This window comes from Ruegeria sp. BJ5, from assembly GCF_056537865.1.
In genome coordinates this window covers 723,577-739,798 of sequence record NZ_JBQFSH010000001.1, presented here as the reverse complement: position 1 = coordinate 739,798, position 16,222 = coordinate 723,577, and the positions used below count along the sequence as shown (strand labels likewise).

19 protein-coding genes are annotated in these 16,222 nt (G+C 62.2%); 5 read left to right on the top strand and 14 right to left on the bottom strand.

The window, feature by feature from the left end; translation table 11 throughout:
• Positions 1 to 24: 24 nt before the first annotated feature.
• Entirely contained in the window at positions 25 to 696 is a 672-nt protein-coding gene (locus tag ACR0NY_RS03660; protein ID WP_170368563.1) for a helix-turn-helix transcriptional regulator, read from the bottom strand.
• Between the two features lie 21 nt (positions 697 to 717).
• Entirely contained in the window at positions 718 to 1,023 is a 306-nt protein-coding gene (locus tag ACR0NY_RS03655) for a hypothetical protein (protein WP_170368562.1), read from the bottom strand.
• A gap of 219 nt (positions 1,024 to 1,242) precedes the next feature.
• Here ACR0NY_RS03655 and ACR0NY_RS03650 point away from each other — a divergent pair, with 219 nt between their 5' ends.
• The 4 genes from ACR0NY_RS03650 to ACR0NY_RS03635 all read left to right on the top strand — a co-directional run bounded on the left by ACR0NY_RS03650 (position 1,243) and on the right by ACR0NY_RS03635 (position 3,759).
• Positions 1,243 to 1,458, top strand: a complete 216-nt coding sequence (locus ACR0NY_RS03650; protein ID WP_170338833.1) for a twin-arginine translocase TatA/TatE family subunit — start codon at positions 1,243 to 1,245, stop codon at positions 1,456 to 1,458.
• 6 nt (positions 1,459 to 1,464) lie between these two features.
• Positions 1,465 to 1,923, top strand: coding sequence for a Sec-independent protein translocase protein TatB (gene tatB, locus ACR0NY_RS03645; protein ID WP_170338333.1), 459 nt, complete (start codon positions 1,465 to 1,467; stop codon positions 1,921 to 1,923).
• On the top strand, positions 1,920 to 2,801 hold the full coding sequence (tatC, locus tag ACR0NY_RS03640; protein ID WP_170338335.1) for a twin-arginine translocase subunit TatC: 882 nt from the start codon (positions 1,920 to 1,922) through the stop codon (positions 2,799 to 2,801). The genes tatB and tatC overlap by 4 nt, the downstream gene beginning before the upstream one ends.
• A gap of 115 nt (positions 2,802 to 2,916) precedes the next feature.
• Positions 2,917 to 3,759 (top strand): ATP-binding protein, encoded by an 843-nt coding sequence (locus ACR0NY_RS03635; RefSeq protein WP_170368561.1) that lies wholly within the window; start codon positions 2,917 to 2,919, stop codon positions 3,757 to 3,759.
• A 57-nt stretch (positions 3,760 to 3,816) separates the two neighbouring features.
• On the opposite strand, the gene ACR0NY_RS03630 is transcribed toward ACR0NY_RS03635, so the two are convergent.
• The 7 genes from ACR0NY_RS03630 to ACR0NY_RS03600 form a co-directional block, all read right to left on the bottom strand.
• Positions 3,817 to 4,464 carry an SDR family NAD(P)-dependent oxidoreductase gene (locus ACR0NY_RS03630; RefSeq protein WP_170368560.1) on the bottom strand — a complete coding sequence of 216 codons (648 nt, stop codon included), beginning with the start codon at positions 4,462 to 4,464 and terminating at the stop codon, positions 3,817 to 3,819.
• 42 nt (positions 4,465 to 4,506) lie between these two features.
• Entirely contained in the window at positions 4,507 to 4,755 is a 249-nt protein-coding gene (locus ACR0NY_RS03625) for a hypothetical protein (RefSeq protein ID WP_170338340.1), read from the bottom strand.
• A gap of 184 nt (positions 4,756 to 4,939) precedes the next feature.
• Entirely contained in the window at positions 4,940 to 6,400 is a 1,461-nt protein-coding gene (gene purF, locus ACR0NY_RS03620; RefSeq protein ID WP_093962976.1) for an amidophosphoribosyltransferase, read from the bottom strand.
• Positions 6,401 to 6,897: 497 nt separating this feature from the next.
• A complete protein-coding gene (locus ACR0NY_RS03615; protein WP_093962256.1) occupies positions 6,898 to 7,467 on the bottom strand; it encodes a CvpA family protein in 570 nt (189 codons plus the stop codon).
• A 40-nt stretch (positions 7,468 to 7,507) separates the two neighbouring features.
• A complete protein-coding gene (radA, locus tag ACR0NY_RS03610) occupies positions 7,508 to 8,872 on the bottom strand; it encodes a DNA repair protein RadA (RefSeq protein WP_093962255.1) in 1,365 nt (454 codons plus the stop codon).
• Between the two features lie 133 nt (positions 8,873 to 9,005).
• Positions 9,006 to 9,788, bottom strand: coding sequence for a kinetochore Spc7 family protein (locus tag ACR0NY_RS03605; protein ID WP_170368559.1), 783 nt, complete (start codon positions 9,786 to 9,788; stop codon positions 9,006 to 9,008).
• A gap of 149 nt (positions 9,789 to 9,937) precedes the next feature.
• A complete protein-coding gene (locus ACR0NY_RS03600; RefSeq protein ID WP_093962253.1) occupies positions 9,938 to 10,390 on the bottom strand; it encodes a paraquat-inducible protein A in 453 nt (150 codons plus the stop codon).
• Positions 10,391 to 10,496: 106 nt separating this feature from the next.
• Between ACR0NY_RS03600 and ACR0NY_RS03595 the strand changes: the two genes are divergently transcribed.
• Complete coding sequence (locus tag ACR0NY_RS03595; protein ID WP_170338348.1) at positions 10,497 to 10,919, top strand: acyl-CoA thioesterase; 423 nt, start codon at positions 10,497 to 10,499, stop codon at positions 10,917 to 10,919.
• A 2-nt stretch (positions 10,920 to 10,921) separates the two neighbouring features.
• Here the strand turns inward: ACR0NY_RS03595 and ACR0NY_RS03590 are convergent, their stop codons facing one another.
• The 5 genes from ACR0NY_RS03590 to ACR0NY_RS03570 form a co-directional block, all read right to left on the bottom strand.
• Positions 10,922 to 11,668 carry an ABC transporter ATP-binding protein gene (locus tag ACR0NY_RS03590; RefSeq protein ID WP_170368558.1) on the bottom strand — a complete coding sequence of 249 codons (747 nt, stop codon included), beginning with the start codon at positions 11,666 to 11,668 and terminating at the stop codon, positions 10,922 to 10,924.
• On the bottom strand, positions 11,665 to 12,447 hold the full coding sequence (locus tag ACR0NY_RS03585; protein WP_170338351.1) for an MlaE family ABC transporter permease: 783 nt from the start codon (positions 12,445 to 12,447) through the stop codon (positions 11,665 to 11,667). Before ACR0NY_RS03585 ends, ACR0NY_RS03590 begins: the two co-directional genes overlap by 4 nt.
• Positions 12,444 to 13,478 (bottom strand): alanine racemase, encoded by a 1,035-nt coding sequence (gene alr, locus ACR0NY_RS03580; RefSeq protein WP_170338353.1) that lies wholly within the window; start codon positions 13,476 to 13,478, stop codon positions 12,444 to 12,446. The genes ACR0NY_RS03585 and alr overlap by 4 nt, the downstream gene beginning before the upstream one ends.
• A gap of 231 nt (positions 13,479 to 13,709) precedes the next feature.
• Complete coding sequence (locus tag ACR0NY_RS03575) at positions 13,710 to 15,200, bottom strand: replicative DNA helicase (protein WP_170338355.1); 1,491 nt, start codon at positions 15,198 to 15,200, stop codon at positions 13,710 to 13,712.
• 201 nt (positions 15,201 to 15,401) lie between these two features.
• Positions 15,402 to 16,079 carry an orotate phosphoribosyltransferase gene (locus ACR0NY_RS03570; protein WP_170338357.1) on the bottom strand — a complete coding sequence of 226 codons (678 nt, stop codon included), beginning with the start codon at positions 16,077 to 16,079 and terminating at the stop codon, positions 15,402 to 15,404.
• Between the last annotated feature and the right edge of the window lie 143 nt (positions 16,080 to 16,222).

Below are 16,222 nucleotides of genomic sequence, written 5' to 3'. Positions count from 1 at the left end.
GTAGCCTTGGGTAGTAAAACGGGATCAGGCGGTCGGGTCGTAGTCAGCCAGCCGCTTTCCGGGTTCGTCCGCAAATATCTCGGGCAGCGGTGTGACGCTTTCGATCAGGTCGATGCGGAACACGCGGAAGGCGTTGCGCAGCTCGCACCAGGCGGTCAGGGTCCAGACCCGGCCCCAGTATTCCATGTGCAGGGGGCGGATCGTGCGTTCGGTCAGGGTTCCGTCGATGCGCCGGTAGGTCAGCCGCAGTTTCTGGCGCGACTTGATAGCTGCCCGGATCGGCGCCATATGCGCCAACCCGCGGGCGGCATCGGCAAAGGGGTAGACGGCGAATTTCCATGCATCGGCCTCGGCCACCACCTGGGTGGGCAGTACCGCGTCGATCTTGGCGGCCAGCGACTCGGCGGCGGCCTTCAGGTCGGGGTCGGCGGCCTCGGCCACGATCGCCATCCCGAGGTTCAGGGCCTCAAGCTCGGCCGGGGTGAGGTTCAGCGGGGGCAGGGTTATCTGCTCGCGTACCATGTAGCCCACGCCGCGTTCGCCCTCGACCGGGACGCCCGACGCCATCAGCGTGTCCATGTCGCGATAGATGGTGCGGACCGAAACCTCGAGCCGGTCCGCGATGTCCTGCGCGCGGTGCAGTTTGCCGTCGCGCAGGATCTGGATGATGTCGAACAGGCGGTCAGTGCGGCGCATGACACGCCGTCCGGACCGCGATCAGGCCGTCATGTTCCATAGCACTTTCTCGTGACGCATCTGGATGCTGGCAGGGTCGATGGCCGCCATCAGACCGGCGGCAAAATCCTGCTGCGGGAACTGCGCGGCGGCGTCCTTTGCGGCCTTCATGTCGGTCCAGATGACATAATCGGTCCAGCGGCCATCCTCGCCCTGGCTCAGCTGGCGGTGTGCAAAGCCCGGGGCCGCGCGCACGAAGGCCTCGGTCGTCTGGCTGAGCCTGACGAACTCTTCCGGCGTGGTGCCATCAGCGAGGGTGAAGGTGACGATTTCAGCAACATGGGTCATGTGAGTCTCCGTTGACCAGGTTTCCATGCCCTGTTCCTAGCCGCCTGCAACTGACATAAACCTGTCAGTTGGAAATTACCAGCCCGCAAAAACCACATGAGCAGCGCGGATTTGAACGCGGATTTGACTTGCGTCACTTTTTTCGACGGCCCGGTGGGCGTAGACAGGCTTCCAGATCACATTCCCGGCGCGATGCGCCGACGTAGAAGGAGAAGAGACATGCTCAACAATATCGGCCTTCCCGGCCTGCTGCTGATCGCCGTCGTGGTGCTGGTGCTGTTCGGCCGCGGCAAGATCAGCTCGTTGATGGGTGAAGTGGGCAAGGGCATCACCGCATTCAAGAAAGGCGTCAAGGACGGTACCGAAGAGATCGAACAGGACGCGTCCGAGCTGGCCAAGGATGTCACGCCCGAGTCCGACAAAGACAAGGTCTAATCGCCCATGTTTGATCTGGGCTGGACCGAGCTTCTGGTCATCGGCATCGTTGCCCTGATCGTCGTGGGGCCCAAGGACCTGCCGGTTCTGTTCCGCAATGTCGGACGGTTCGTCGGCAAGGCCCGCGGTATGGCGCGCGAGTTCTCAAGCGCCATGAACGAAGCGGCCGACCAGGCGGGCGTGAACGATATCAAGAAAGGTCTGGACGCGGCCACCAACCCGGTGGGCAGTGCGATGGACGGCGTCAAGCAGGCGGCCCAGGACATGGCCAAGAGCATGGACCCGACCAAGTTCGACCCCGACAGCGAAACCGGCAAACTGGCCGCTGAGCGGGCCGAGCAGGCGAAGAAGATCCAGGCCTCAACCGCCCGTGCCGCCGCCGAGCGCAAAGCGAAAGAAGCCGCCGAGGCCTTGGCCAAGGCCGAAGAGGCCGAAGCCGCGCTGAAAACCGAAGGCAAGACATGAGCAAGACCGACGAGATCGAAGATACCTCGGCCCCCCTGATCGAGCATCTGGCCGAGCTGCGCACGCGTCTGATCCACAGCGTCGTGGCCTTTTTGATCGGTATGATCATCTGTTTCACGGTTGCCACGCCGATCTTCAACTTTCTGACCCAGCCTCTGTGCGATGTTCTGTCCGAGCGCGGACAGGACTGCGACCTGATCTTCATTTCGCCGCAGGAGGGCTTCTTCGTGGCGATCAAGGTCTCGCTCTTGGGTGGGTTCATTCTGGCCTTTCCGTATATCGGTATGCAGATGTGGCGGTTCGTGGCGCCGGGGCTCTACAAGTCGGAAAAGAACGCCTTTCTGCCGTTCCTCGTGGCCTCACCTTTCATGTTCCTGTTGGGCGCCAGCTTTGCCTTTTACGTGGTCACGCCGCTGGCCTATGACTTCTTCCTTGGGTTCCAGCAATTCGGGGCCGAGGGCGAGGCCTTGGCGGATGGTGCCACTGCGCCGCTGAGCGTGGTTTTCCAGGGCTCGGCGCAGGAATATCTGAACCTGACGATCAAGTTCATCGTGGCCTTCGGTCTGTGTTTCCAGCTTCCGGTTCTGTTGACCCTGATGGGCAAGGCCGGGCTGGTCAGCGCCGAAGGTTTGGGCGCGGTGCGCAAATATGCCGTGGTGGGCATTCTGGTTCTGGCCGCCATCGTGACACCGCCGGACGTGATAACCCAGATCATCCTGTTCGTTGTGGTCTATGGCCTGTACGAGATTTCGATCTTCCTGGTGGCCCGGGTCGAGAGAAAGCGTGAAGAACAGCTGCGCGAGGAGGGCTATTACGACGATGAAGAAGCCGCCGATGATGCGATGATGAACGAGTTTGACGCAGAAGACGGCAAATAAACCCGAGCAATAAACGGGGAAGGGCGTGCCTTGACGGGTGCGCCCTTTCTTCATGCGGGTCTTGTTGACGGCTCTTGAACGTGGTTGAAATCGGCCGCACGACTTTGGAGGACCCATGGACGACCAAGCTCTGAACCGCATCGCCGACGCATTGGAACGCATGGCCCCGGCGCCGTTGGCCGCGCCTGATTTCTCGGCGGCGCCGGCCTTTGTCTGGCATGTCTCGCCCGACCGGCTTGAGCCGGTGCACCATGTCAACCGCGTCGATCTGGATCTGCTGGTGGGCATAAACCGGTCGCGCGATACGCTGCTGGACAACACGCGCCGCTTCGCCGCCGGGTACAAGGCCAACAACGCGCTGCTGTGGGGTGCCCGCGGCATGGGCAAGTCCAGCCTGGTCAAGGCGGTGCACGGCACCCTTCAGCCCGAGTTTCCGGACCTGAAATTGGTCGAGCTGCAGCGCGAGGACATGGGCTCGGTCGCGCGGCTGCTGAACCACCTGCGCGCCGCACCTTACCGGTTTATCCTGTTCTGCGATGACCTGTCGTTCAGCCATGACGATCAGCACTACAAGTCGCTGAAAGCCGTGTTGGATGGCGGGATCGAGGGCCGGCCCGAAAACGTGGTGTTCTATGCCACGTCGAACCGCCGCCACCTGATGCCGCGCGACATGATCGAAAACGAACGCTCAAGCGCGATCAACCCGTCCGAGGCGGTCGAGGAAAAGGTTTCGCTGTCCGACCGGTTCGGCCTGTGGCTGGGGTTCCACCCCTGCGATCAGGACGAATACCTTGCGATGATCGACCAGTATTGCGCGGCTTATGGCGTCAGCGTCGATGCCGACGTTCTGCGGGCCGAGGCGATCGAATGGCAGGCCACGCGCGGCGCGCGTTCGGGCCGCGTGGCGTGGCAGTTCTTTGTCGATCTGGCGGGCCGAAAGGGCGTTCACATCGAATGAAAACGGCGCCCGCTTGGGGCGCCGCAGCATCTTTCCCGTCGATCTGACCGAAAGGTCTCAGCCCAGCATGGACAGCAGGCGCGCGGCCTCGTCCGAGGGACTGGCCAGCTTCGACCGGTCCTCACCGGGGAAGAAACGCGCGCGCAGGGCTGTGGCCATCGGCTTGGGCTGCAACACATGAACCTTCGGCCCGGTGCGAACGGTTTCGGCGGCCCAGCTGCGCGCCATGGCGATCTGCGCGGCCTTGGTTGCGCCGTAGGTGGCGCAGAACTTCTCGCCGGCACGCGGGTCGTCAAAGAACACGGCCTGTCCAGCCTCACCCAGCAAGGGCGCGACATAGGGGATCAGCACCGAAGTTGCCGAGGCGTTCACGTCCACGGACTTTTGCCAATCCTTGGGGTCGATGAAATCTGCGGGCGTCAGCGGTGCGGTGTGGATGGCCGTATGCAGCCACAGATCCAGCTTGCCCCAGCGGTCATGGATGCCCCGGCACAGCGTGGCCATGGCATTGGGGTCGGCGATGTCCATCGGCGCCAGGGTGGCCGCGCCCCCTTTGGCCTTGATGCGGTCATCCAGGTCTTCCAGCCCGCCGGTGGTGCGGGCAACGGCGACGATGTGATATTCGGGCGCCAGGGCCTCGGCCAGAGCGGCACCCAGGCCGCGCGACGCGCCGGTAACAAGTGCGATTTTGGTCTGATCGGTCATGCGCGGGGTTTGAACCCAAGCGCGCAGCCCGTCAAGCCCGGATCAGCTTCCGGGGATGGCGATGCGCTGGGTCCGGCCGCTTTGTCGCAGCATGATGCCGTCTTTGTCGATGGCCACGATCGTGCCCGAACCAAAGCGGCTGCCTGTCTTGACCTCTTTCACCCGTCCAGACGATGAGCGCATCAGGGCGCGCATGTCGTTCTGCGGGCCAAAGACGCCCAGGACGGTCGTACCATTCTTGCTGAGCGCGCCCTTTTGGGTGGCCGCGCTGTCGACGCTGGGATTTGCCATGTAAACTGGCCGGCCCGGTGGCCCGGCCTCCGTGTGATTGCGTGAGTGAGCAGCCGGTTGGCTAGCAGAGCCAAAGGGGAAGGAAAAGCCGGTGCAGCAGGTTTCGGCCATGTTTCGCCACGCAGATCCGGACCATGAAAAAAGGGGCCCTGCGGCCCCTTGGAGAAGTCTCTGAATTCCGGCCTTATTCGGCCGCCGGTTGCATCTTGAACCCTTGTTCAACCATGTCCGCCGGAGTGACGGGATACTCGCCCGAGAAGCATGCATCGCAGTATTGCGGGCAGTCCTTGCTGCGGCCCTGCGATTCGCCGACCGCCCGGTACAGCCCGTCCAGCGAGATGAACTTGAGGCTGTCGACCGCCAGATGCTTGGTCATTTCTTCCTCGGTCATGGTGGCGGCCAGCAGCTTTTCGCGCTGTGGCGTGTCCACGCCGTAGAAACAAGGCCAGGCCGTGGGCGGCGAGGCGATGCGGAAATGCACCTCTTTCGCTCCGGCATCCAAGATCATTTCCTTGATCTTGCGGCTGGTCGTACCGCGCACCACCGAGTCGTCAACCAGAATCACCCGCTTGCCCTCGATCAGGGCGCGGTTCACGTTCAGCTTGAGGCGTACGCCCATGTTGCGGATCTGTTCGGTGGGTTCGATGAAGGTGCGGCCCATGTATTGATTGCGGATGATCCCCATCGCATAGGGGATACCCGACTCCAGCGAGTACCCAATGGCCGCGGGCGTGCCGCTGTCGGGCACGGGGCAGACTAGATCCGCCTCGACCGGGCTTTCCTTGGCCAGCTCGCGTCCGATGGCTTCGCGTGTCTCATAGACCGAGCGTCCACCCAGAATCGAGTCTGGGCGCGAGAAGTAGACATGCTCGAAAATACAGAACTTGCTGGGTTGCCGGCGGAACGGGAAGTGGCTTTCAACGCCGTTCTGGGCATTGATCACCACCATTTCGCCGGGCTCGATCTCGCGCAGGAATTCAGCACCGATGATGTCCAGGGCACATGTTTCCGAAGCAAGACACCAGCCATCGCCGATTTTGCCCAATACCAGCGGGCGCACGCCCAGCGGATCGCGTACGCCGATCAGCTTGGTGCGGGTCATGGCGACCACCGAGAAGGCGCCCTCGACCCGGCGCAGCGCGTCTTCCATCCGTTCGGGGATGTTGCGCTGTAACGAGCGGGCCATCAGGTGGATGATGCATTCGCTGTCGGACGAACTTTGGAAGATCGAGCCGCGCTCGATCAGCTCGCGCCGCAGGGCATTGGCGTTCGTGATGTTGCCATTGTGCGCAATCGCGGCCCCGCCCATCGAAAACTCGCCAAAAAACGGCTGGACGTCACGGATGGCGGTTTGGCCCTTGGACCCGGCCGTGGAATAGCGCACATGGCCGATCCCGATCGGTCCGGGCAGGCTTTCCATCACGTCGGACGAGGTGAAATTGTCGCGCACATAGCCAAATCGACGGGCCGAGTTGAAACCGAGTTCGGGATCATGGGTGACGATCCCGCCGGCTTCCTGCCCGCGGTGCTGCAGGGCATGCAGACCAAGAGCAACGAAATTGGCGGCATCCTTGACGCCGACGACCCCGAAAATCCCGCATTCCTCGCGGAGCTTGTCATCATCGAACGGGTGGGCGGGGGGCATCTGCGGGCTATGCAAGACAGGCAGCTCCGATTCCATGGCGAGTTGGCCCTCACATAATGCCTAATGCCCCCCATGTCACCAAAGGATCATAATTCGTTTTGCCGCAGGCCGGGTTTCTGGTTTGATGGGGCCGCGAACATGAGTGTTTCCCGTGTTTTGAACGCGCTGCGTGGAAAGTTGCCGGCAGCATTTGACCGAGGGCAAAACAAGTATGTGGCAGGGACGACCGGGCCAGAAAAAGGAAGAGCACGTCAAACGCCGGTGCCATCGATGCCGCGGAATGGGACGTGCACCTTGCCAGATATGCAACGGCAAGGGCGAAGTCCTGAAGGCCCGAGACCACTTGGGCAAGCCGCAGTTCAGCCGGTGTGACGGATGCTTTGGCCTGAAAACCAACCGCTGCTCGGTTTGTGGGGGCGAAGGGTTCGTCTGACCCTCTGACAAAAGAAAAGCCCGGCTAGCTGCCGGGCTGGTTCGTTTTGCTTGGCTGGTAGCTGTTACTGGCCCTGCGAATCCGCGGTGCAGGATGCAACAAGCTCTTCGTACTGGGTGGTCACCCAACCCAGGGCAGCCTCGGGGTTCTGTTCTTCGATCCTGTCGCTGAACTGCTCAAACACCTTGGCCGATCGGCTTTCGTCGACGATCGTGTAGGACTGGCCGGTCATCACGGTGTCGTAGACAAAGAAGGCGATGGCAACCAGCAGAATGCCGCGGGCAATGCCGAAGAAGAAACCCAGCGCCTGATCCAGCCCACCCAGCGCCGAGCGCTGTACCAAGGACGAGAACAACGGAGTGAAGATGCTGACCACGATGAGCGCAATGGCAAACACTGCGGCAAAGCCCGTAATCACTGACAATTCGCAGCTGTCACGCAAGAAGTCTCCGACCACAGGGATTTCCTTGACCAGCGGCACGGCTTGCGGTGCAAAGATGAAGGCCAGAACTGCGGCGGCGACCCAACCTGCAATGGCCATGACCTCGCGCATGAAGCCGCGCGAATAGGCCAGAATCCCCGACAGCACGATGATCAGGGCAACGAGCCCGTCAATTATTGTAAAACCTTCCATGGCCCTCGCCTGTTCTTTTTCTGCCCCTCGAGGCGCGACTTTAACCTGCTCCGAAGGTTTCGCCAACAAACCCGACCAAATCAGAGGGTCGGGTGAGTGTCAGACCTGCCACAGTACCGGTTTTGCCGCCTGCCGGAGCAATTGCTGCTGTGAAACCAAGTTTTTGCGCTTCTTTCAACCTGTTTTCGGTCTGCGGCGCTGGTCTAAGTGCCCCGGATAGCGAGATTTCTCCAAAAACCACGGTGTCGGCGGGCAGGGCGGTGTCCTCGCGCGCGCTCAGCAGAGCGGCGGCCACGGCAAGGTCGGCTGCGGGTTCGCTGATCTTCAGGCCCCCGGCAACGTTCAGATAGACGTCAAGCCCTGCAAAGGGGATGCCGCAGCGCGCTTCGAGCACGGCGAGGATCATCGCCAGCCGCCCGCTGTCCCAGCCGACGACCGTGCGGCGGGGCTGTGAATGGGGCGAGGGGGCGACCAGCGCCTGCAGTTCGACCAGCACGGGCCGCGTGCCCTCGATGCCTGCGAAAACGGCCGAGCCGGGGCTGGGTGTGCCGCGTTCCGACAGGAACAGGGCCGAGGGGTTGGTGACCTGCGCCAGACCTTTCCCGGTCATCTCGAACACGCCGATCTCGTCGGCGGGGCCAAAGCGGTTCTTGACCGCGCGCAGGATGCGGAACTGGTGGCCGCGCTCGCCCTCGAAATAGAGGACGGTATCGACCATGTGTTCGACCACGCGGGGGCCAGCGATTTGGCCTTCCTTGGTGACGTGGCCGACCATGATGATGGATACACCGTGGCGCTTGGCGAAGCTGGTAAGCTCGTGCGCGGCGGCGCGGACCTGACTGACTGATCCCGGTGCGCTGTCGACATTGTCCGCCCACATGGTCTGGATCGAGTCGATGATGGCAAGACCGGGTTTCTCGGCCTCGAGCGTGGTCAGGATGTTGCGCAGGTTGGTTTCGGCCGCCAGTTGCACCGGCGCGTCTTCAAGCCCCAGACGACGCGCGCGCATGCGGACCTGGGCGCTGGCTTCCTCGCCCGAGACATAGATGGTTTTCAGCCCCGACCGGGCAAAGCGCGCGGCTGCCTGCAACAACAGGGTGGATTTGCCGATGCCCGGATCGCCGCCCACCAGCAGGGCCGAGGCCGGGACCAGCCCGCCGCCCAAGACACGGTCCAGTTCCTCGACACCGCAGACCGTGCGGGGCGGCGGGGCCTCTTCTGTAGACAGGTCGGTCAGGGTAACGGCCTGGCCGCGTTTGCCGCCCAGCGATTTCTTGGCCGGGCCTGCCGACAATGGGGCCTCTTGAACTATGGTGTTCCACTCGCCACAGCCGTCGCAGCGGCCGGACCAGCGGGAATGCGAGGCGCCACAGGCCGAGCAGGTGAAAGTCGTCGTCTTTGCCATGGCGCAATTCGTGCCCGAGCTTGCGCGGTTCTTCAAGCCCTTCCGGTGTTCAATCCGGACTTACGGGCCGCTGCGTCAGGCCCGTGTGGGCCATCCTTCGCGGCGGGTGCTGACGCACCTGGTGAGTGAGTGGCTATTCTGCGGCGCGGGGCGGGGGCATTGCGATGACGCTCGACGCGGTCGGGTCGCTGTCGTCTGGCGGTGTCTGCAACTGGGCGGAAAGCTCGGGCAAAAGCTCGAACAATTCCTCGCGCAGGCGGGCTAGTTGCGCCTTGGCGATGGACTCCTCGATCTCGATGTCGCGGGTCCACTGGCGCAATTCATGCTGTATGGTCTGGGCGTCTTCGATCCGTTGCTGGAACAGTTCGACCTCTTCCTGCCGCTGTTGCAGGAACGCCCGCGCTCGGGCAACTTTGGCCGCGCCGTAGGTCTCGGCCAGTTCGTGGCTGACCTGGCTCATCTGCGCGGCCAGTTCAAGGATCTCGGGCTCCAGCGATTGCAAGTCGGGGTGATCGCGCAGGAAGGCCATGCGCTCCTTGACCGCGTCAAATTCCGAGGCCAGCGCGAACACGCCGCTGCGGTCGGCTGCATGGGCGATCTGGTAGGCATCGACCACGTCCTGCATCTGCAGCGAGAACTTCCGATGCGCGTTTTCCAACGCCATCATGCGCGCGCTGGAGGGCAGAAAGAAGGCGAGCATCAGAACCAGAGCGGTCAGGCCGATCTGGATGTAGATGCCTGCGTTCGGGATGTCCTGCCCGCCCAATCCAGCCCGCATCGTCAGCCAAGGCCAGACATTTACGGCAGCGAGCATGGTGGCGGATACGGCAAACAGAGCGGCGGCACAGATCAGGAAAAAAGTCAGTCGCAGGAATACGTTCTGGAAATGAATTGAAATCGAATGGAGGGCGGCCATGGCAGTCCTACTCCTTTTGAAACCGGCAAAACCGGGCCCGGGCGGAGTATCCATCAAACGTGCAAGACGGTCCGCGTCGGACCCTGAAACAAAAATGACTTGGCTGCTCGAATACTGGCCATCATAGCCAGAAATGCGTTTTCAATCAATCAGGTCCGGCGGTTTCGTGAACCAAGTTTCACTTCGGTAACGTATCCCAGTGCGATCGACGCAAGGATGCAGCCGGTGAACAGGTACAGGCCCCACGCTGTTTCGATCGTTGCGTATGAGATGCCCTTGGCCAAGGTGATGTAGAGCGCGATGAGGAAGATATCGGCCATGGCCAGCTTGCCCATGATGTTCAGCGCGGGTTGGACGCGCGGGTCCAGCAGGTCCCATTGGACCAGCGCGGTTCCGATGGTTTTGATGTACGGGGCGAACAGGGCAAAGACGGTGACGACCAGCGCGAGGAATATGTCGGATTTCCAGAGGGATTGGAGGCCGGTGATGACGCTGATCTCGCTGAGGCCGAAGATCGGCAGCAGGCCCGCGCGCATCAACGGGGCGAACCACGCGATGGGGTAGAGGATCAGCAGCGAGAGGGTGGCGAGGCGGAGGGTCATTATGCTTAAATCGTAGGGTTTATGGACGACGCTTTCTTCGACTGAATGATGTGATAACGTGTACAAGTGAAGTCATGTAAAGTCATTCGGCAAGGAGATAATTTCTATGCCCGCCTATTTGGCGTTCAAGTCGGTGGTTGATCCTTCCGATTGCGATTTCCTTGGGCACATGAATGTATCCAGGTATTTTGCAGCATGTTCAGATTCCGTTTTCGCCATGCAGGCCGAAATGGGCTTGACGGCAGACGATATGCGGAGCGGTAGGCGGCTTTCCTTCGCAGTGGTGAATATCAACAGCGACTTCCGGCAGGAACTTGGTTCAGGCGAAGCGATCCAAATGGAGAGCGAAATTCTGGAAATTGGAAAGAAATCCATGACTTTCCGCCACACGCTTAGAAAAGTAGCGGACGGTGAAACGGCTTTCATCGCTGTGTTTAAATGTGTTTTGCTGAACTTGGAAACACGCCGGGCTGAGGTGTTGCCCGGTGATGTTTCAGAAAAAGCGAAACTGTGGATGGATGTAGAATAGACCTACCGCACCGCCTCGATCGGTCCCTCGGCACTCCCACTGATGAACTGCTCGACGAAAGGATCACCCGAGGAATCCATCTGGCTGACCGGGCCGGTCCACTGGATCACCCCGTCATGCAGCATCGCCACGTTGTCAGCAATCGCGCGGACCGAGCTCATGTCGTGGGTGATGGTCATCGCGGTGGCGCCCATTTCGGTCACGATCTCGCGGATCAGGTCGTTGATGACGCCCGACATAATCGGGTCCAGGCCGGTGGTGGGTTCGTCGAAAAAGATGATCTCGGGCTCGGCGGCGATGGCGCGGGCCAGACCCACGCGTTTCTGCATGCCGCCCGACAGCTCGGAGGGATACAGATCTGCCACCTTGGCGCGCAGGCCCACGCGGCGCAGTTTCTCGATCGCGATTTCACGTGCCTCGTCCGTCGGTCGTTTCAGCGAGCCGCGCAGCAGGCGGAAGGCCACGTTCTGCCAGACGGGCAGCGAGTCAAACAGGGCCGCGCCTTGAAACAGCATACCGAACCTGGCCAGAAAGGCGTCTCGGTCGCCGGTCCGGGCGTCCTGCCCATCGACAAAAATCTTGCCGCTGTCGGGTTTGATCAGGCCAAGGATGCATTTCAGCGCCACGGATTTTCCGGTGCCCGAACCACCGATGATCACCATGGACGTGCCTTTGGCAATCTCGAGGTTCATGCCCCTGAGAATATGGTTGTCGCCGAAGGCCTTGTGTACGTTCTCCATTCGGATCATAGCGAGAAGAACACCCCCGTGAGAACGAAGTTGGCGGCAAGGATCAGGACTGCGGCGGCCTCGACCGAGCCCTTGGTTGCGCGGCCCACGCCTTGCGCGCCGCGTCCCGAATGCATGCCGAAATAGCAGCCCATGATCGCCGCGATCATCCCGAACGCCGCCCCTTTGACCAGCGAGGACAGGATGTCGAGCGGCTCGAGGAAATCGACCGTGTTTTTCAGATAGGCTGCCGGGTTGAAACCGAGGTTCTGTGTCGCCACCGCATAACCGCCTGCGATGCCGATGATGTCGCCCACGGCAACCAGAACAGGGACGGTGATCAATGCGGCCAGAACGCGCGGGGCCGCCAGGTATTTCATCGGGTGGGTCGACAGGGTGACCAGCGCGTCGATCTGCTCGGTCACCTTCATTGTGGCGATCTCGGCGGCGATCGACGAGGTGACGCGCGCGGCAATCATCAGGCCGACCATGACAGGACCCAACTCGCGGACCATGCCGATGGCGACGATCTGGGGCACCACGGCCTCGGCGTTGAAACGCGCGCCGCCGGCGTAGATCTGAAGCGCCAGCGCGCCGCCGGTGAATATGGTCGTCAGGCCTACGACCGGCAGCGACAGCCAGCCGATGTTCAGCAGAGCCATGCCCAGTTCACGCGGGTAGAACGGCGGTCGAAAGATGTGTGACAGAGCATCCAATGCAAACAGCGCCACGCGGCCGAACGCCGCCAGCAGGTTCAGGACCGCGCGGCCCAGTTCGCCAAGCCATGCGAGTGGGTTCATTCGACATAGCCCCGCGAATAGCGGCTGCCGAGTGAGGTCAGGATCTCGTACCCGATGGTGCCCGCGGCCTCGGCCAGGTCGTCCACCGTCTGGTGGCCGTTCAGAATGCGCAGACGTTCGGGCGTGTGCGGCAGGTCGGTCACGTCGACGGTGATCAGATCCATCGAGATGCGTCCGACGACGGGGCAGGGCAGGTCACCGGCGAAGGTGTCGATGCCGCCACCGATGGCGCGGTGCAGCCCGTCGGCATAACCCGCAGCCACGGTTGCGATCCGCGAGGGGCGCCGGGCTTTCCACGTGTTGCCGTAGCCGACGGTTTCTCCGATCGCCAGCTCGCGCACCTGTATCACCGGCAGATCGACGGTGACCACAGGTTTGGCGCCCGCAAAGGGCAAGCCGCCATACAGGCCGATGCCGGGCCGACAGAAATCAAAGTGGAATTCCGGCCCCAGCAGCAGGCCACCGGTGGCCGCCAACGAACGCGGAGCCGATACGCCATCGGTCATCTCGCGGAAGGTTTTCAGCTGTTGCCGGTTCATGGGATGGTCCGGTTCGTCCGAACAGGCCAGGTGCGACATGACCACGACAGGGTTCAGCGCCTCGGCCCGGCTGCGCAGAGCGGCCCAGTCGGAAGGCTCCAGCCCGAGGCGGTTCATGCCACTGTCCAACTGAATCCCGAACGGATGGACCGGTAGCGCCTGCAGGTGGCGTTGGAATTGCTCGGGCGAGTTGATCAGCGGCACAAGGTCGTGATCGCGCAACAGGTCGGCGTCGCCCTCCATATGGCCTGAAAAGACGCAGATCAGGGGGCCGGGGCCAATCGCTTGGCGGACGGCGGCTCCTTCCTCGGCAACGGCGACAAAGAACTTGCGGACGCCTTCTTCGGCCAGCGTGTTGGCCACAGGTCCGGCGCCCAGACCATAGGCGTCGGCCTTCACCACGGCGCCGGTCTCGACATCGGTTTTTGCGTCCAGCGCCCGCCAGTTACTGGCCAGCGCATGAAGGTTGATCGTCAAACGTGCAGTACTCATGACCCGTTCATGACATTGCGCCGCACGAGGTCAAGGGGGAATGCGCTGCAAACGCGCGTAAAGTCCTTGCCATGGGCGGCTTGTAGCCGGGTTGCGCAGGTCCGGGCGGGCTTGAACGCGGGCAAGACAGCCTGCCAGCATTGTCCGCCTATCCGGGCCAAAACCGTTGGCTGATCCAGATCGTTCATCCGGCGCATTGGGCCGCGGCACATGGATTCGGGCCTGATAGGCTTAGTAGCCTTCGATCTGGCTACCCTGCTGCCAGGGTTTGACAAGGTTGCCAAAGCGGGTGAACTGCGCTTCGAAGGACAGCTCGACCGTGCCGATGGGGCCGTGGCGCTGCTTGCCGACGATGACCTCGGCCTTGCCGTGCAGGCGTTCCATGGCCTGCTTCCACTCTTCCATCTTCTCCAGCTCGTGATCTCCAGGCTTTTCGCGCTCTTTGTAGTATTCCTCGCGGAACACGAACATCACCACGTCGGCGTCCTGCTCGATCGAGCCGGATTCGCGTAGGTCGGACAGCTGCGGGCGCTTGTCGTCGCGGTTCTCGACCTGACGCGACAACTGCGACAGGGCGATGACGGGAATATTCAGCTCTTTCGCGATAGCCTTCATACCCATCGAGATCTCGGCGATCTCGTTCACGCGGTTGTCGGACATGCCTCGGCACAGCTGCAGATAGTCGATGACCAGCAGGTCCAGCCCATGCGTCCGCTTGAGCCGCCGCGCCCGGGCCGCCAGCTGGCTGATCGGCAGAGCCGGCGTGTCGTCGATGTAAAGCGGACAGGCTTCCAGCGCCTTGGCCGCATCGACGAAACGGCGGAACTCGTCCTCGGTCATGTCCCCTTGGCGGATCTTGTGGCTGGAGATCTCGGACGCCTCGGCCAGAACCCGTCCGGCCAGCTGCTCAGCGCTCATTTCCAGCGAGAAGAAACCGACGACGCCGCCGTCCACCGCACCCTCGGTACCATCGGCGCGCTGACCCCGCTTATAGGCTTTGGCCACGTTGAACGCGATGTTGGTCGCCAGCGAGGTCTTACCCATCGACGGACGCCCGGCAAGGATGATCAGGTCCGACGGGTGCAACCCGCCCAGCTGTTTGTCCAGATCGGCCAGCCCGGTCGAAATCCCGGCCATGCCGCCGCCGCGCTGATAGGCCTCGTTGGTGACATTCACCGCCTCGGTCACAGCCTTGAGGAAAGATTTGAACCCCTGTTCGGTCTGGCCCTGTTCGGACAGCTTGTAGAGCTTCTGTTCGGCCTCGACGATCTGTTCCTTGGGTTCGCTGGCCACTTCGACCCGCGCGGCCTTGTCCGAGATGTCGCGGCCAAGCCGGATCAGTTCGCGCCGGATCGCCAGATCATAGATCATCTGGGCATAGTCATGCACGGCGAAGGCGCTGATCGAGGCCCCGGCCAGCTTGACCAGATAGGCCGGGCCGCCGAGTTCCTTCAAACCCTCGTCCTCGGCCATGAAGGATTTCAGAGTCACCGGCGATGCCAGCGCGTTCTTGGCGATGCGCGCGGCGGCGACCTCATAGATACGGGCATGGACCGGGTCATAGAAATGCTCGGGCCCGATGATCGAGGCGACCCGGTCATACAGGTCGTTGTTGGTCAGGATCGCACCCAGAAGCTGCTGTTCGGCCTCGATGGAATGCGGCATGGTCTCGGCGTTCTGAATCTGCGCCGCTGCCTGCTCGATACTGCTGATCTCGTTCATTGCTGCTCTCGCTGTCCCCATGGGACAAAGGTCATATCTCGGCCCCGTGAGTCGGGGCAAATTGTATGTTTTCTGGGGATATGCTGTGCATATCTTCCGCTCCTGCATCTTGCCGCAGGGACTGGTCATTCGTCAACATCTTGTGGATAGGCAGCAAGGCTGACGGCCAGTGTTTCCCGGCCGTCAACAATGGCCAGATAGTCAGCTCTTGTTGGCCTCCTGCCAGCCGCGCGGGTCGTTCAGGAAGGCTTCGACCCCGTCCAGCGTTTCCGCGTCAAAGGTGCCCTGCGCCTTGGCCTCGGCCAGAACGTCCCACCAGGTGCACAGGTGGTGCAACTGCACGCCATGATCGCCGAGCGTCTTTTCGGTTTCGGGGAAGATGCCATAGTAGAAGATCACCGCCGTATGCCCACAGGTGGCGCCCGTTTCGCGGATCGCGTCCACAAAGGACAGTTTCGAGCCGCCATCAGTGGTCAGGTCCTCGACCAGAAGCACGCGCTGGTCTTCGGTCATGACCCCTTCGATCCGGGCGTTGCGGCCATAGCCCTTGGGCTTTTTGCGCACATAGGTCATCGGCAGGGCCATGCGCTCGGCCACCATCGCGGCGAAGGGAATGCCCGCGGTTTCACCGCCGGCGATGTTGTCGAAGGCTTCGAAGCCGGCATTCCGCATGACGGTGACCGTCAGGAAGTCCATCAGGGTCGACCGGATGCGCGGGTACGAGATCAGCTTGCGGCAGTCGATATAGGTGGGGCTGGGCAGGCCACTGGCCAGCGTGAACGGCTCGCGCGCGTTGAAATGCACCGCCTTGATCTCCAGCAGCATCCGCGCGGTCAGGCGGGCGATTTCCGTGCTGTCGGGAAAGGAACTGGGGATCATGGCGGGACCTCGGTGCTGAAATGACGTTGCGGGCTGATAGCCTGCCGACCGGCCCGATGTCGAGAGGGGTTGGCCCAAAAGAAAAGCGGACCTCGCAAGAGGTCCGCTTGATGCCCGGATGGGCAGTCGAGCCAGCCAAGGTG

Bases quoted from the DNA above. Each gene is read 5' to 3' on its own strand.
- ACR0NY_RS03660 (WP_170368563.1), bottom strand. From the start codon at position 696: ATGCGCCGCACTGACCGCCTGTTCGACATCATCCAGATCCTGCGCGAC.
- ACR0NY_RS03575 (WP_170338355.1), bottom strand. From the start codon at position 15,200: ATGAACGAGATCAGCAGTATCGAGCAGGCAGCGGCGCAGATTCAGAAC.
- ACR0NY_RS03570 (WP_170338357.1), bottom strand. From the start codon at position 16,079: ATGATCCCCAGTTCCTTTCCCGACAGCACGGAAATCGCCCGCCTGACC.
- tatB (WP_170338333.1), top strand. From the start codon at position 1,465: ATGTTTGATCTGGGCTGGACCGAGCTTCTGGTCATCGGCATCGTTGCC.
- ACR0NY_RS03650 (WP_170338833.1), top strand. From the start codon at position 1,243: ATGCTCAACAATATCGGCCTTCCCGGCCTGCTGCTGATCGCCGTCGTG.
- purF (WP_093962976.1), bottom strand. From the start codon at position 6,400: ATGCCCCCCGCCCACCCGTTCGATGATGACAAGCTCCGCGAGGAATGC.
- ACR0NY_RS03655 (WP_170368562.1), bottom strand. From the start codon at position 1,023: ATGACCCATGTTGCTGAAATCGTCACCTTCACCCTCGCTGATGGCACC.
- ACR0NY_RS03635 (WP_170368561.1), top strand. From the start codon at position 2,917: ATGGACGACCAAGCTCTGAACCGCATCGCCGACGCATTGGAACGCATG.
- ACR0NY_RS03595 (WP_170338348.1), top strand. From the start codon at position 10,497: ATGCCCGCCTATTTGGCGTTCAAGTCGGTGGTTGATCCTTCCGATTGC.
- ACR0NY_RS03625 (WP_170338340.1), bottom strand. From the start codon at position 4,755: ATGGCAAATCCCAGCGTCGACAGCGCGGCCACCCAAAAGGGCGCGCTC.
- tatC (WP_170338335.1), top strand. From the start codon at position 1,920: ATGAGCAAGACCGACGAGATCGAAGATACCTCGGCCCCCCTGATCGAG.
- ACR0NY_RS03615 (WP_093962256.1), bottom strand. From the start codon at position 7,467: ATGGAAGGTTTTACAATAATTGACGGGCTCGTTGCCCTGATCATCGTG.
- ACR0NY_RS03585 (WP_170338351.1), bottom strand. From the start codon at position 12,447: ATGAACCCACTCGCATGGCTTGGCGAACTGGGCCGCGCGGTCCTGAAC.
- alr (WP_170338353.1), bottom strand. From the start codon at position 13,478: ATGAGTACTGCACGTTTGACGATCAACCTTCATGCGCTGGCCAGTAAC.
- ACR0NY_RS03600 (WP_093962253.1), bottom strand. From the start codon at position 10,390: ATGACCCTCCGCCTCGCCACCCTCTCGCTGCTGATCCTCTACCCCATC.
- ACR0NY_RS03590 (WP_170368558.1), bottom strand. From the start codon at position 11,668: ATGATCCGAATGGAGAACGTACACAAGGCCTTCGGCGACAACCATATT.
- ACR0NY_RS03630 (WP_170368560.1), bottom strand. From the start codon at position 4,464: ATGACCGATCAGACCAAAATCGCACTTGTTACCGGCGCGTCGCGCGGC.
- ACR0NY_RS03605 (WP_170368559.1), bottom strand. From the start codon at position 9,788: ATGGCCGCCCTCCATTCGATTTCAATTCATTTCCAGAACGTATTCCTG.
- radA (WP_093962255.1), bottom strand. From the start codon at position 8,872: ATGGCAAAGACGACGACTTTCACCTGCTCGGCCTGTGGCGCCTCGCAT.